This window comes from Telluria sp. ZB4P36 (genome assembly GCF_059685865.1).
The window spans coordinates 1-13,542 of sequence record NZ_JCASIE010000003.1; the positions used below are offsets into that span (position 1 = coordinate 1).

Here is a 13,542-nt window from a genome sequence, read left to right on the forward strand (position 1 = left end):
CTGGAAGGCGTCAACAATCGCATCAAGGTCATCAAGCGCATGGCCTACGGATTTCAAGACGCATCCTACTTCTTCCTGAAAATCAAGGATGCGTTCCCCGGGAAAGTGCGATGAACCTTTTTTTTGGTTCATCGCGCTTTGGTTCTCGTTTGATTACTGTCACGGCATGGTCACAATCAGCCCATATACTTTGAATCACTGCGATACACGCAACCGATATGCGTGATGGCAGCAGGTGTGCTGCACCGGGGTGCAACACACCAACCCGATTACGTCTCTTGTCCCGATCTTGGGTTGTGCCCGTCAGTTCCTGACGGGCATTTTTTTCTTCGTATTGGCAACACACCAATAAAAATCTTCCGGCAGAGCTTGAAGCTGCCCGGGATTTGGCTATGATGAAGCTCCCGCCCTGCACTTTTCTCATCCGCAGGGTTGCGGAGACATTACGATACAAGGGAGCCTGTCCTATGAATCTACGTGCATCCGAGACCTACGCAGATCCGCTCGAATCGGCCGCTTGCCGCCGCCATCAGCATCAGGTGGGCGATGACCTCGTGCTGAGCGAACTGAATCCCTTGGCCGTCATCGACCACCTCGACGACGAGAGCGTTCCGCTGAACCTGTTGACCTTCGGCAGCGTGCGCGAAATCTGTCCCAAGTGCCGGCACACCCACCTGAAACTCGTGCTGCGGCAAAACAGCGTGCGCATGGCCCACCTCTTCTGCGCCGATTGCGAAAGCTGCTTCGACGCCCACTATACGAACGGCGCTTCCGCGCTGTCGATCTGAGCCGTCGGCCGCCGGGTCACCGGCAGGTGTGACCGGAAAATTCCTGGCATGGTATCGTTGGCATTTGCCCGACGTACTTCCGCCATGCCTGCTTTCCTGTCGCTCCTGTTGCTCGATCCCCGCCTGCGTTTCGCCCGCATCACGACCGCCCTGCTGCTGTATGCGGGCGTGGTCGTCGTCGGCTCGATCCCCGGGGCCCGTGCCGAGGTGGGCGAATTCGCGCCCGGCGTGGTGCTGCATGGCCTGACCTACGCTTTCCTGTCCATGCTGTGGTTCCTCGGCAGCGCGGGAAGCGGCCCGGCGCGCGCCGCCAAGGCCGTGCTGGCGATCGCGCTGTTGGGCGCCGGCGACGAGCTGGTGCAGAGCTTCCTGCCCTACCGCACGGGCGCCGTGGGCGACTGGATGATCGACGTCAGCGCGGCGCTGCTGGCCAGCACCCTGCTGGCGGTGTTGGTGCCTCGGCAAGAGGTCGTGCGCCCGCTCTGACCCTTCTTGCCGCGGAAAAATCCGCCGGACCAATAACCACCTTGATTCAGCTCAGGCCGAACCCGAGTCAGCTGGAACGCTGACGCACTTCCCGCCTCTCACTCCAGTGGCATGACATCGTCACGCATTCGAACAAACATCCACCATAAGGAGTTGATCATGAAGCACACACACCAGAGCATGCTCCTGGCGGGCTTGCTGGCTGTATCGCTGGGCCTGGCCGGGTGCGCCGGCATGCGCGGCGGCGAGTCACCGAACGGCGCCACCTCGGGCGGTTCGAGCGGCACCAGCGGCGCAACCGGCACCGGCGGCTCCACCAGCTACGGCTCCGGCAGCGCCACCGATGCGTCCGGCAACCCCACCGGCAGCAGCGGCAGCTCGAGCAGCACGGGCACCATGGGCACCGGCACCTCGGGCAGCTCTGGCACCAGCGGCACCAGCGGATCGACCGGCTGGGACCAGTCCGGCAGCTCGACAGCGGCCAGCTCCCCGCCGAACAGCACGGTCCTTGCGATCGAGGTCATCCCGCGCGCGAGCTCGGGCAGCTCCGGCGCCACCGGCAGCACGGGCTCGAGCGGCGCGACCGCCAGCACGAACAGCTACCGGGTCACGGTACGCATGGATGACGGCAGCTCCCAGGTCATTACCCAGGACACCACGCCGGATTTCCGCAGCGGCGACCGCGTGAACGTCACCAGCGGCGTCATCCAGCGCTAGGCAGGCCTCACAATCAAAAACGCGCACCATCGCTGGTGCGCGTCGTTCGTCAGCCCTGCACGCGATCAAGGCATGCCCGTTCCGCCAGGCAAGCCATCTCCTTCTGCTTCGATCTCCTTACGCTGCAGCGTGACGTTGCGCGTGGCGGCACTGATCACCTCCAGCGGCAGCTTCGGCGTACGGTCGGCGTTGAGCAGGCCGTTCGCTTCCTGGAAAGTGTCGGTGAACTGCGTATAGCAGAAGCCGCTGAACATGAAGGTCTCGTTCACCACCCTCAGGAGGTCGCGGTACAGCGACAAATAGCTCTCGGACGAGTGCGCCCGCGAATAGCCCCAGGTGGTCTTGTCGGCATCCGGATTCTGCTTCGGATCGTAGGCGATGCCGCCGAACTCGGTCAGCACGATCGGCTGGCCGCGGTGCGGGAAGCCGTCCAGGGTCAGGATGCGGCCGCCCGGACGCCGCTGATCGAACAGGGTCCGCACCGGGTCGGTGACGGCATAGCGCGCCTGCAGCTTTTCCGGATCGCAGTCGTAGTCGTGGATGCCGAGGATGTCGGTGGCCGAGGCTTCCCAGCCGTCGTTACCGATCACCGGCCGGGTCGAGTCGAGCGTGCGCGTCAGGTGGTACAGCGCCTCGACCGCGTTGCGGTGCGCCTGGGTCAGGGTCAGGTTCGGCACGCCCCAGGATTCGTTGAAGGCCACCCACACGATGATGCAGGGGTGGCTGTAGTCGCGCTGGATCGCTTCGGTCCATTCGCGCACCATGCGCGTGATGGCGCGCGAGCTGAAGCGGTAGGCCGAAGGCATCTCTTCCCACACCAGCAGGCCGAGCTTGTCGGCCCAGTAGAGGAAGCGCGGGTCTTCGATCTTCTGGTGCTTGCGCACGCCGTTGAAGCCCATCAGCTTGACCAGTTCGACGTCGCGCTTCAGGTGCTGGTCGGACGGCGCCGTCATGAAGGATTCGGGCCAGTAACCCTGGTCGAGGACCAGGCGCAGCTGGTAGGGACGGCCGTTGAGCATGAAGCGGTCGCGGTTGATCGAGACCGAGCGCAGCGCCGTGTACGAGCGGATGCGGTCGAGCACCCGGTCGCCGCAGCGCAGGGTCACCTCGGCATCCAGCAGGGTCGGGCGTTCCGGGCTCCAGAGGATCTCGTTGCGCGAATCGTCGATGCCGGGGTCGGACAGCGCGATCTTGCGGTTCGCCTCGCCCTGCAGCAGCTTGTAGTAGTCGTCCGCCAGCAGCTGGTCGCCGTGCCAGATCTTGACCTCGACGAACAGCTCCTGCTGGGTGTGGCCGGCCGCGAACACCTCGCAGCCGATCTCGTAGGTCTCGAAGATCGGCGTCCAGCGCAGCGAGGCGATGTAGGTGTCTTCCACCTGCTCGACCCACACGGTCTGCCAGATGCCGGTGGTGCGCGGATACCAGATCGAGTGCGGTTCGAGCAGCCAGTCCTGCTTGCCGCGCGGCTTGGCCAGGTCGGCCGGATCGTCTTCGACGAACACGGTCACCACCTGCTTGCCGTCGGCGTTCATGGAGCCGGTGATGTCGGCCTGGAAAGGAGTGTGGCCACCCTCGTGCTCGGCCACCAGGCGGCCGTTGACCCAGACCCGCGCGGCATAGTCGACTGCGCCGAAATGCAGGATGGTGCGCTTGTGGTTCGGCATGATCTCGAACTCGCGCTGGTACCACACCGCGCGGTGGAAACCGGTGTCCTGGATGCCGCTCAGCTCGGTCTCGACGGCGAAGGGCACATTGATTTCATGGGTCCACTCGGCGACGTCTTCCGGCTGTGCATAGCGCAGCTCGTCGTCGAAGGTGAAGCGCCATTTGCCGTTGAGGTTGATCCAGTTGTCGCGTACCAATTGGGGACGGGGGTATTCAAACTGATTCATTGTTGTCCTTTCTGTTCAGTCGGAACCGGAACCAGGATCCGGCCCTGTCGTCCGTTCTTGTTGTAGGCCGCCAACGCGGCGGCGGCAGCTTCCTGCGCCTGCCCGGCACGGCACAAGGCCACGCAGGCCCCGCCGAAGCCGGCGCCGGTCAGGCGCGCTCCAAGTACGCCGGGAGCGGCGCGCAGTGCCTCGCACAAGGCATCCAGCTCGGGGATCGAGACTTCATAGTCGTCGCGCAGGCTGAAGTGCGAGGCATTCATCAGTTCGCCGAAGCGTTCGGCGCTCACGCCCTGCGCCGCTTCCAGCACACGCAGGTTTTCGAGGACCACGTGGCGGGCGCGCTCGCGCATCGGCGAGGGCAGGCGTTCCACCGAGGCCGGGTCCTGCACGTCGCGCAGCGCCTGTACGCCCAGCTTGCGCGAGGCCTCTTCGCACTCGGCGCGGCGCTCGTTGTACTTGCTGGCCGCAAGCTTGCGCGCCACGCCCGAGTCGACCACGATCAGCTCGGTGCCAGGGGGCATCTTGACCAGGCGGTGCTCCAGCGTGCGTGCGTCGATGAACAGCATGTTGTCCTCGTCGCACAGGCTGGACGCCATCTGGTCCATGATCCCGCAGTTCACGTGCGCGTACTCGATCTCGGCGCGCTGCGCGATGCGCGCCAGCTTGACGTCGTCCAGTTCGAAGCCGAGCAGCGCGCGCATGGCGCGCAGGGTCGCCACCTCGAGCGCCGCCGAGGACGACAGGCCCGAGCCGACCGGCAGGTCGGTGGTGATGTAGACGCGCAGCGGCGGCACCTCCATGCCCTCGGCCTGGACCAGCCGGATGCAGCCCTCGATGTAGCTGCCGTAGCCCTGCGGCGCGTTGCCGTCCTGGGCAAAGGTGACGGTGTTGTCGAAAGTAGGCGAGTAGAAGTGGAAATGCTCGTCGCCGCTGCGGCTCATCGCCACCAGCGTGCGCTGCGGGGTTGCCACCGGCAGCATGAAGCCGTCGTTGTAGTCGGTATGCTCGCCGAGCAGGTTGACGCGCCCGGGGGCCGACGCGTTCACTTCAGGCGCGCCGCCGAAGAAGGTGTCGGTGTTCATCATGATGATGCTTGCGCCTCCAGCCAAAGGGGCCGCTTGCGGCCATGTACGTCCGCCGCCGGCCAGCCGGGGTCGAACGTGAGGTTCTCGAGCCCGTCGGGGCCGAGCAGGAAAGTGTCTTCGATCTTGACGCCCGCGAAGCTCGGATTGAACGCAAAGGCCATGCCCTCTTCCAGCAGCGTCGCGGTGCTGGGGCCGGCGACGATCTCGCGCGCCCGATAGCCGGTGATGCCGCCCTGGTGGTGCTCGCGGATCGCCGCTTCGCGGTCGGCATGCTTGTAGGCCGCTTCGAGCGCGTGGTACACGGCCGACAGCGACTTGCCCGGCTGGATCGCCGCCAGGCCGGTGGCTTCGACGTCCATCAGCGCGCGCTGCTCATCGATGGGTGCCGGACCAAAGCTCACGAAGCGGGTCAGGTTGGCGTACAGGCCGTGGCGGCGCGCGCAGAACACCAGCATGGCGCGTGCGCCGATCGGCTCGTTGGTCGGGGTCGGATGGCGGTAGGCCGGCAGGCGCCGTTCGCCGGCGGCCAGCACCAGTGCCGGATGGATGCCGCGCCGCCACAAGGCTTCCGCGCCGGCGCCCGCCAGCTGGTATTCGGTCCAGTCGGGGCGCGCGCGGCGCAGCACCTCGCTCATCGCCTCGGCCGCCTCGCGTCCCAGCACGCGGTAGCGTGCACCTTCGTCGGGGCCGAGCACCATGCGGCGCTGGCGCAGCGCATTCGGCAGCGGCAGTTCGCCGGAGGCGGCGCCGTTCCCGTTTCCGGGGCGGTCGGACAGGATGCTCCGGCCGGCCGCGGCGTTCTGCACGTAGCGTTCGCGCAGCTCCGGCTCGGCCCAGGGCTCGATGTGGAAGGTGAAGCCCGCGGGCAGCTCCTCGGTGCGCAGGCGCTCGGCTTCGATGGCGTCGGTCAGGATGCAGGCTTCTTCCGGCGTGACCAGGACCTCGGCCACGCCGCCGTCGGTGGTCTGCAGCACGGCGCTCGAGCCGCCTGCCGTCACCCAGGCGAACCAGTCGACGCCGCGCAGGCGGATCGCCCCCGCGCCCGCCGCGGCCAGCTGGGAGCGCAGCAGCGCCAGCTTGTCCGCGACTTCGGCGCTGCGTTGCAATTGGCCGTTCATGCGTGCACCCCGGCGCCTTCGGCGAGGATGACCTCCACCTGCTGCAGTTCGTAGGCGGTGGTCTCGGGCAGCACGTCCATCGCGAACATGCCGGCCGCCAGCTCGGTGCCGGCCAGGTACTTCAGGCGGTCCCTGGTCCGGTAGGGCGGATAGAACTGGGCATGCAGCTGGGTCTCCGGATGGCCGGCGCCGTCGGTGGGCGCCTGGTACCAGGCCATCAGGTAGGGGAAGGGGCGGTTCCACAAGGCTTCGTACTTGAGCAGCACGGTCTTGAGCGCGCGCGCCAGGCTTGCACGCTGCGGCGGCGTGAGCGCCGCGAAATCCTTGCACGGCCGGCTCGGCATCACCCACACCTCGTAGGGGTAGCGCGCGCAGGCCGGCACGAAGGCGATCGCCTCGTCGTCCTGGTACAGCACACGCTTGCCGTCCGCGGCTTCGTCGCGCGCCATGTCGCACAGCAGGCTGGTGCCGTGCTGCAGGAAGTACTCGCGCTCCTGCGCCAGCATGCGCGCCGGCACCGCCGGCACGAAGGGATAGGCATAGATCTGGCCGTGCGGATGGTGCAGGGTCACGCCGACCTCGGCGCCGCGGTTTTCAAATGGCAGCACGTAATGGATGTGCTGCCGGCTGCCGATACGCGCGGTCCGGTCGCCCCATACCGACAGCAGCAGTTCGATGCGCGACAGCGGCAGCGAGGCCAGCGCGGCTTGCGGGTCCTGGGTGAACACCACCACTTCGCAGTGGCCGTTGGCGGGCGCGGTCGGCACCGTCACGCTGGGCGGGTCGTGCGACTCCAGCGCCAGCGAAGGAAAGCGGTTGTCGAACACGGCGATTTCGTAGTCACCGGCCGGCATCTCGGTGGGGTGCTGCGGATCGCTCATCGGCGCCAGCGGGTTGTACTGGGGCGGCGGCTGGTAGGTGCGGTTCTGGCGGAAGGCGGCGAAGGTCACCCACTCGCCGCGCAGCGGATGCCAGCGCAGGTGGGGATTGGCATGCTGGGGATCGGCGAAGGGGCTGGGCGCAAGGATCCCGTCCGGGATCGGCTGCTGGCTGTACAAGGTGATGTTGCGTCCGTCCGGCTTCTTGAGATCTTTGCTGTGCATGGCATCCAAAAAATGTCGGGCTTAGGGTAAGCAACGAGCGCAAGCAGGCACCGGGTGCCCCGGTCTGCTCGCGGTTCGTAGCGACGATCCTATCATGCTGTTTTCGCCACATTTTCCCTCTAGAACTGGTGCATTTTCCGGCTGTCAACGCAATGCCGTCCGGGGGATGCGGCACAGGCCGCAGCCTGCCCTGTCGCCTCTAGGGGAAGCGGTTTTCGCCCCCCCAAGGGCAGGGCTGCCTTGTAAGTCCAGTCCTACAGCATGATTAGAATTATTTACACATTTCGGCGCGTCAAACACCTACGAGCCCAACAGGATGGAGCGGGCGAAAAAAACCCCGGACGGTGCCGGGGCTGGATGCTGCGGTGCTGCCTTGCTGGTGGTCTTACTTTGCGAGTTCGACCAGCACCGCCGTGTACATCTGCAGGTTCAGCAGCAACTGCTTCTCGGTGATGAACTCGTGCTCCGAATGGCCGGTATAGACCTTGCCCGGCATGGTCGGGCCGAAGCTCACCGCGCCCGGGAACAGGCGCGAATTGGTGCCGCCGCCGACCGCCACCGGTTGCGGGTTCTTCATGCCGGTGAAGTAGGAAAACACGTTCATCAAGGTCGGCAGGTGGGGCGCATTCTTCTGCACCCACGGGTCGCCGATGCGCACGCCGACATTCGCCAGCGGCAGCTGGCGCGCCTGCCATTGCGCCAGCGCGGCACTGACCTCGGCTGTCAGCTGTTCGCTGGTCTTGCCCTGCGGGCGGCGCATGTTGATCGAGACCTCGATGCCATCGTCACGCTGCTTGATCACGGTCGGGGCGAAGGTCATCGGGCCCATGAAGCTGTCGCGGTAGGCGATGCTGCCGAACTTCTCGCCATAGATGCCGGTGCCGACCATCTCGTTGAGGAAGTTGACCACGCCGCCGGCGGTCGTGTTGGCCCATGGGCGCACGGCCAGCGCGTCGGCCAGCATGCTGACCGCGTTGACGCCGTCTTCCGGCTTGGACGAATGGGCCGACACCCCCTTGGCCTTGATGGCGAGACTGCTGCCCTGCCAGCTGAAGCTGTACTGCATGCCTTCCTGCTTTGCGCCGCGGGCCCGCACCGCCTTTTCGATGTCCGGGGTGGCGTTGGCGATCACCGCATTGGCGTCCTCGGGGATCTGGCTGCCGAAGAAGCCGCCGCCGAATTCGGCCATGTAGGGCTGGCCTTCCGGCGCCGCCACAGCGCCGGCCTTCGGCACCGTCACGGCGACCGTGCCATAGCCCTTCTCGGCCGTCACCGCCGGGTATTCGGCGTCGAGCGTGATGTTGACCTGGGGCGGCTGGCGGGTCTTCAGGAACTCGACCAGCGGCGCCCAGTCGGACTCTTCACCCATGTACACGTACAGCTCGATGCGCCTGGACAGCGGCACACCCTTGTCGCGGATCGACTTCATCGCATACAGCGCTGTGGCGATCGGGCCCTTGTCGTCCTCGGCGCCGCGCGCCAGCAGCTTGCCCGGCTCGCTCGTGCGGTCCAGCACGAAGGGCGACTTCTTCCACTTGCCCGGATCGACCGGCTGGACGTCGCCGTGGGTGACCACGCCGACCCGTTCCGTGCCTTGTCCCAGGCCGATGATCACGGTCCAGCCGTGGTCGGCGTAGTCCAGGCCCAGGCGCTCGGCTTCGGACTTCAGCGCTTCCTTGAAGGCGATGTGGACCGGGTCCTTGTCGGACGGGACGTCCTTGTCGGCCACCGTGTTGTAGCTCACCAGCCTGGCCAGGGTGTCGACGATGTCCTTGCGGTAGGTGGTCACCGCATACTTGGCGGTCTTGACCGCAACCTCGCTCGGGGGTTTGTTCGCCGCGCTAGCCGGCATCGCGAAGGAAGCCAGCAGCAGGCTGGCAAGCAGTGTTTGTCGAATCATGGTGAGCCGTCTCCAGTGCAAAAACTTGACTTGCTTAAACGCAAAGAGTCTAGCACAGCATCTTTCGTGTATCGTGATGCCCACAAACCTCTGGAGCTTTCCGCCATGACCGCTCGAGCCGTCCACCGCCTGCACCCTGCGATGCGCGACGATATCGGCGACCTGATCACGCAGCGCCCGCTGCCCGGCCGCCTCGTCGACCAGATCGATCCCTTTCTCTTCCTCAACCACCACGGCCCGCAGACCTATCCGCCGCATAACCGCGGCCTGCCCTTCGGCCCGCACCCGCACCGCGGCTTCGAGACCGTCACCTTCATCCTCGAAGGCAGCCTGGCCCACCGCGACAATGCCGGCCACGAAAGCGTGATCCATGCCGGCGGCGTGCAATGGATGACGGCCGGGCGCGGCATCGTGCATGCGGAAGTCTCGCCGCGCGAATTCCTCGAGCGCGGCGGCCCGATCGAGATCCTGCAGCTATGGGTCAACCTGCCCTCGCGCCTGAAGATGAGCGAACCCGCCTACACCGGCCTGCAGCGCGCGGATATCCCGGCCCTGCCGGCGGACGGCGGACGGGTGACGCTGAACCTGATTGCGGGGGCATGGGAAGGCCACGCGGGACCGGTGCGCTCGCTCACCGGAGTCTTCATGAGCACGCTGGAGATGCGGGCCGGCGGCAGCATCCGTTTCGGCGGACTGAATGGGCGCAACGTCTTCCTCTACGTCGCGCGCGGAGTGGTCCAGGTAGGCAACCACGCCGACCTGGTCAGCCCGATGCACCTGGTGGAGCTGGACGAGACCGGCGACACGGTCGAGATCCGCGCCATCCATGACGCGGTCCTGGTGTTCGGCCATGCCGACCCGATCGGGGAACCGGTGGTGTCGCACGGCCCCTTCGTGATGACCACGCGCGAGGAGATCGCGCAGGCCATCAGCGATTACCAGGCCGGGCGCTTCGGCTCAGCGCTGGGCTAGTGCGACCTGGCGGCCGGCCAGGGTGCTGATGCGCACGGTGTCCGGCAGGCGGCGGCTGTCCGGACGCTCGAAGGCCAGGCGCATGTCCTTGTTCATGGCGACGAAGCGATTCTTGCCGATGTGGACGATCTCGACCGGGCCGTCGCCGAGGTCGGCGTACAGGGTACGGTTGCGGCCGTCGACCTTGCCGGTGACGGTCAGCATGCGGCCATCCTCGAGGTCGTAGCGGCCCTGCACGTTGTCGAACATGAAAGGCGCCATCTGGGTCTGTTTCGGCTGGGCGCCGACGACGGTGACGCGCCCGGCATCGGCTTGCGGTGCGGCGCTGACGCTCAGGGTGACGAAGGTGGCGGCGGCTGCCAGCAGGAGTTTGGTGCGCATGATGGGTACTTCCTTTCAGGTCGAATTGATTGTCGGACCTGTGCGGCTTCGATGCACGCGCCGCGCGGTCCACGTTGTTCAGATTCGCCAGCGTTTATCTGTGTTTGTCTGGCGATGAGGGAAGTGTAGCGATGCGCCGCGGCCGCTCAAGCGACATGTGCTGGAACGCCGAAAACGCGTGACGAAATGCGTAAAATCGAGACCAGACGGGAGATGCATATGCGTGCCTGCGGTCGACGTCTGCACGCCGTACAGATGTCTCATACAGCCTGAATTGACGGGCGAAAACTGCTGTGACGGAACGTGCGTCTGCATGCCGCGCAATACCTTAAAGTAAGGCTGTTTTCACTCGCCAAGACATTCCATGCAAGCGATCCCCCTCGTCGCCACCACACGCGGCTACCCCGATACCGGTAATGTGATCGAGAACGTGCACCTTGGTTCGATCGCGGTCGTCGACGTCCACGGCCGTCTGCTGTATGCGGCGGGCGACCCGCACTACCCGACCTTCACGCGCTCGGCGCTCAAGCCCTTCCAGGCCCTGCCCTTCATCCTGTCCGACGGCCCTGCCCGCTTCGGCCTGAGCCGCGACGAGATGGCGCTGCTGTGCGCCAGCCACTCGGGCGAAGAGATGCACCTCGCGGGCGTGCGCGCTATCCTCGACAAGATCGGCCTCGATCCCGGCCACCTGGAATGCGGCTGCGCCACGCCGCTGTTCTACGAGTTCACCGGCCAGCAGGCGCCGACCGACCGCGACTGGACGCCGCTGCACCACAACTGCTCGGGCAAGCACAGCGGCTTCCTGGCATGGTGCCGCCTGCATGGCGCGCCAACGCGCGGCTACGTCGAGCGCAGCCATCCGCTGCAGCAGGCGATCCGCGCCGCGCTGGCGCAGGCCGTGGGGATCCCGGCCGAGCGCATGCCGGTCGGGCTCGACGGCTGCTCGGCGCCGAACTACGCGCTGCCGCTGTCCAGCCTCGCCCACCTGTATGCGCGGCTCGCGCAGGGATGCGCCGACCCGCAACTGGGCGGCGCCATGGGCCTGCTGTTCGATGCGATGACGGCGCGGCCGGACATGGTCTCGGGCATGGGGCGCACCGACCTGGCGTGGATGCGCGCCGGCGGCGGCGACTGGGTGGCGAAGATCGGCGCCGACGCGGTGCAGGCGATCGGCATCCGCTCGGCGGGCCTGGGCATCGCGGTCAAGATCGCGGACGGCAACAGCCGCGCCCTGCACCCGGCGGTGTACGCCGTGCTCGACCAGCTCGGCCTGCTCGACGAAGCAGGGCGCGCCCGGCTCGAGCCCTACCGCCAGCCGCCGATCATGAATGCGCGCAGCATGGTGGCGGGCGACATCCGCACCCTGTTCAGGCTGGCGCCGGCGAACTGATTCAGCCGACCAGGCGGCGCAGCATGGCCGCGATGCCCTCGACCACCGTGGCGTCGTCCCAGTAGCTGTTGTGGGCGAGCGGGTTCCAGCTGCGCAGCAGCAGGCTGGCGACGCCGCCGCTGGCGTTGACGACGCGGTCTTCCGCCAGCGCGTGGTAGCCCGGCAGCGGCTGCAGCGGCCAGCCCAGCACGTCGTCCGGGTCGTAGTAATTGACCCACCTGAAATGCGGGGTCGGCCGGTCGATCGGGACGATATGCATGATCTTGTGCGCGGCCACGAAGACCGGAATGTTGCAGCCGGTCGTGACCAGGGCGGCGCAGGTGCCGGCGCCGAGGAAGGTCTTTTCGCTCTCGGTCAGCGGGCGGTCCAGCGTGCTGCTCGCCCAGGCATCGATGTTGCGCCAGATGCCGGCGCTGACCGGCTGCCGTTTCGCCGCCTTCTGGGCGTCGTAGATATAGCTCGACAGGACCTGGCAGCCGAGCGACTGCGCCACGAACACCACCGGTACGCCCGGCCGCGCGGCGTGCGCCGACAGCATGGTCTTGGCGATCTCGCCCTGGGCCAGCTCGTAGACCGAGCCGGGAATCTCCTTGCGGTTCTCCAGGCCGGCCGCGTCGCCGAAGCCGTACAGCACGAACTTGCGCAGGTCGGCGTAGCGCACGGTGCTGTGCTCGCGGGTGCGCTCCCAGATATAGTTCTGGTTGTCCTGCAAAATCTTCTGGTAATACACGGAACGCATCACCACCCGTCCCGCCAGCGCCCCCAACTGCCCGCGCAGGCCTGCCATCAGGCCGTCGGCATAGGTGGGCGGGGTTTCCCCCATTCCGTGCACCGCGATCAGCGCCACGTCGGCCATGGCATCCTCCCCTTCCCGCGCTCCTTGTATTGATGGGAATAGCCTACCAGTTTTCGACTACCATGGGGCTTTCGGGATGCGCTGACCGGGCCCGCCCGCGCGTTCAGCTAAACCTTGAATAGTTGCGCGGCTATTCGCTGGCTGGTTGAACGCGCGGACGGTATCTACGCGATGGACAATGCAAACTCGGTCACTCCATCGACACCACCCCGCACCCGGTCGCCCGGCTCGAGCGCCCCGACGCCGGCCGGCGTGCCGGTATAGATCAGGTCCCCCGGCGCCAGCCTGACGAGGCGCGACAGGAGGCTGATCACGTCGGCGATCGGCCAGATCATCTCGTTCAGATTGCCCTGCTGGCGCAGTTCACCGTTCACTTCGAGCCAGATGCGGGCATCCCGCGGGTGGCCGAGAGTCGTGGCCGGAATCAGCGGGCTGCAGGGCGCCGAGGCATCGAAGCCCTTGGCCATGTCCCATGGCCGGCCGGCGTCCTTGGCCACGGCCTGCAGGTCGCGCCGCGTCAGGTCCAGGCCCACGCCATAGCCCCACACCAGCGCCATCGCGTCGGCCGGATCGATGTCGGCGCCGCCGGCGCCCAGCGCCACCACCAGCTCGACCTCGTGGTGCAGGTCCTGGGTGGCGGGCGGGTAAGGCAGCGTGCCGCTGGCCGGCACCACGGCGTCGGCCGGCTTGGTGAAGAAGAACGGCGGCTCGCGGTTCGGGTCGCTGCCCATCTCGCGCGCATGGGCGCCGTAGTTACGGCCGACGCAGAACACGCGGCGGACCGGGAAGCGTTCGCTGCTTCCGGCGACGGCCAGCGAAGGCTGGGCCGGTGCGGGGATGACGTAACTGGACAT

General features: G+C 66.7%; 14 protein-coding genes. 6 read left to right on the forward strand and 8 right to left on the reverse strand.

Annotated elements, in window-relative coordinates; translation table 11 throughout:
* The 4 genes from AC56LK_RS05290 to AC56LK_RS05305 form a co-directional block, all read left to right on the forward strand.
* Positions 1-114 (forward strand): transposase (locus AC56LK_RS05290; protein WP_497183945.1); only part of this gene is annotated, 114 nt, incomplete at its 5' end.
* A 353-nt stretch (positions 115-467) separates the two neighbouring features.
* On the forward strand, positions 468-788 hold the full coding sequence (locus tag AC56LK_RS05295; RefSeq protein ID WP_497183527.1) for a hypothetical protein: 321 nt from the start codon (positions 468-470) through the stop codon (positions 786-788).
* Between the two features lie 84 nt (positions 789-872).
* Positions 873-1,274 carry a VanZ family protein gene (locus AC56LK_RS05300; RefSeq protein ID WP_497183528.1) on the forward strand — a complete coding sequence of 134 codons (402 nt, stop codon included), beginning with the start codon at positions 873-875 and terminating at the stop codon, positions 1,272-1,274.
* Between the two features lie 159 nt (positions 1,275-1,433).
* A complete protein-coding gene (locus AC56LK_RS05305; RefSeq protein ID WP_497183529.1) occupies positions 1,434-1,991 on the forward strand; it encodes a hypothetical protein in 558 nt (185 codons plus the stop codon).
* 65 nt (positions 1,992-2,056) lie between these two features.
* Here the strand turns inward: AC56LK_RS05305 and AC56LK_RS05310 are convergent, their stop codons facing one another.
* The 5 genes from AC56LK_RS05310 to AC56LK_RS05330 all read right to left on the reverse strand — a co-directional run bounded on the left by AC56LK_RS05310 (position 2,057) and on the right by AC56LK_RS05330 (position 9,089).
* Positions 2,057-3,883 carry a glycoside hydrolase family 2 protein gene (locus tag AC56LK_RS05310; RefSeq protein ID WP_497183530.1) on the reverse strand — a complete coding sequence of 609 codons (1,827 nt, stop codon included), beginning with the start codon at positions 3,881-3,883 and terminating at the stop codon, positions 2,057-2,059.
* Entirely contained in the window at positions 3,880-4,968 is a 1,089-nt protein-coding gene (gene galK / locus AC56LK_RS05315; protein ID WP_497183531.1) for a galactokinase, read from the reverse strand. Before galK ends, AC56LK_RS05310 begins: the two co-directional genes overlap by 4 nt.
* Positions 4,965-6,086, reverse strand: coding sequence for a M24 family metallopeptidase (locus tag AC56LK_RS05320; protein WP_497183532.1), 1,122 nt, complete (start codon positions 6,084-6,086; stop codon positions 4,965-4,967). The genes galK and AC56LK_RS05320 overlap by 4 nt, the downstream gene beginning before the upstream one ends.
* The gene (gene galT, locus AC56LK_RS05325; protein ID WP_497183533.1) at positions 6,083-7,189 is read right to left on the reverse strand and encodes a galactose-1-phosphate uridylyltransferase; all 1,107 of its coding nucleotides are present in this window, start codon (positions 7,187-7,189) and stop codon (positions 6,083-6,085) included. The genes AC56LK_RS05320 and galT overlap by 4 nt, the downstream gene beginning before the upstream one ends.
* 385 nt (positions 7,190-7,574) lie before the next feature.
* Entirely contained in the window at positions 7,575-9,089 is a 1,515-nt protein-coding gene (locus AC56LK_RS05330; RefSeq protein WP_497183534.1) for a dipeptidase, read from the reverse strand.
* 105 nt (positions 9,090-9,194) lie between these two features.
* Here AC56LK_RS05330 and AC56LK_RS05335 point away from each other — a divergent pair, with 105 nt between their 5' ends.
* Positions 9,195-10,061 (forward strand): pirin family protein, encoded by an 867-nt coding sequence (locus AC56LK_RS05335; protein WP_497183535.1) that lies wholly within the window; start codon positions 9,195-9,197, stop codon positions 10,059-10,061.
* Here AC56LK_RS05335 and AC56LK_RS05340 read toward each other — a convergent pair.
* On the reverse strand, positions 10,047-10,442 hold the full coding sequence (locus tag AC56LK_RS05340; RefSeq protein ID WP_497183536.1) for a hypothetical protein: 396 nt from the start codon (positions 10,440-10,442) through the stop codon (positions 10,047-10,049). The genes AC56LK_RS05335 and AC56LK_RS05340 overlap by 15 nt on opposite strands.
* A 364-nt stretch (positions 10,443-10,806) precedes the next feature.
* On the opposite strand from AC56LK_RS05340, the gene AC56LK_RS05345 reads away from it, so the two are divergent.
* Positions 10,807-11,832: an asparaginase gene (locus AC56LK_RS05345; RefSeq protein ID WP_497183537.1), complete on the forward strand. Its 1,026-nt coding sequence runs from the start codon at positions 10,807-10,809 to the stop codon at positions 11,830-11,832.
* Position 11,833: 1 nt separating this feature from the next.
* Here AC56LK_RS05345 and AC56LK_RS05350 read toward each other — a convergent pair whose 3' ends face one another.
* Together AC56LK_RS05350 and AC56LK_RS05355 are read right to left on the reverse strand one after the other, a co-directional pair.
* Positions 11,834-12,688: a hypothetical protein gene (locus AC56LK_RS05350; RefSeq protein ID WP_497183538.1), complete on the reverse strand. Its 855-nt coding sequence runs from the start codon at positions 12,686-12,688 to the stop codon at positions 11,834-11,836.
* Between the two features lie 164 nt (positions 12,689-12,852).
* A complete protein-coding gene (locus tag AC56LK_RS05355) occupies positions 12,853-13,542 on the reverse strand; it encodes a fumarylacetoacetate hydrolase family protein (protein ID WP_497183539.1) in 690 nt (229 codons plus the stop codon).

Bases quoted from the DNA above. Each gene is read 5' to 3' on its own strand.
- AC56LK_RS05345 (WP_497183537.1), top strand. From the start codon at position 10,807: ATGCAAGCGATCCCCCTCGTCGCCACCACACGCGGCTACCCCGATACC.
- AC56LK_RS05310 (WP_497183530.1), bottom strand. From the start codon at position 3,883: ATGAATCAGTTTGAATACCCCCGTCCCCAATTGGTACGCGACAACTGG.
- AC56LK_RS05350 (WP_497183538.1), bottom strand. From the start codon at position 12,688: ATGGCCGACGTGGCGCTGATCGCGGTGCACGGAATGGGGGAAACCCCG.
- galT (WP_497183533.1), bottom strand. From the start codon at position 7,189: ATGCACAGCAAAGATCTCAAGAAGCCGGACGGACGCAACATCACCTTG.
- AC56LK_RS05335 (WP_497183535.1), top strand. From the start codon at position 9,195: ATGACCGCTCGAGCCGTCCACCGCCTGCACCCTGCGATGCGCGACGAT.
- AC56LK_RS05305 (WP_497183529.1), top strand. From the start codon at position 1,434: ATGAAGCACACACACCAGAGCATGCTCCTGGCGGGCTTGCTGGCTGTA.
- AC56LK_RS05330 (WP_497183534.1), bottom strand. From the start codon at position 9,089: ATGATTCGACAAACACTGCTTGCCAGCCTGCTGCTGGCTTCCTTCGCG.
- AC56LK_RS05340 (WP_497183536.1), bottom strand. From the start codon at position 10,442: ATGCGCACCAAACTCCTGCTGGCAGCCGCCGCCACCTTCGTCACCCTG.
- galK (WP_497183531.1), bottom strand. From the start codon at position 4,968: ATGATGAACACCGACACCTTCTTCGGCGGCGCGCCTGAAGTGAACGCG.
- AC56LK_RS05355 (WP_497183539.1), bottom strand. From the start codon at position 13,542: ATGTCCAGTTACGTCATCCCCGCACCGGCCCAGCCTTCGCTGGCCGTC.
- AC56LK_RS05320 (WP_497183532.1), bottom strand. From the start codon at position 6,086: ATGAACGGCCAATTGCAACGCAGCGCCGAAGTCGCGGACAAGCTGGCG.
- AC56LK_RS05295 (WP_497183527.1), top strand. From the start codon at position 468: ATGAATCTACGTGCATCCGAGACCTACGCAGATCCGCTCGAATCGGCC.
- AC56LK_RS05300 (WP_497183528.1), top strand. From the start codon at position 873: ATGCCTGCTTTCCTGTCGCTCCTGTTGCTCGATCCCCGCCTGCGTTTC.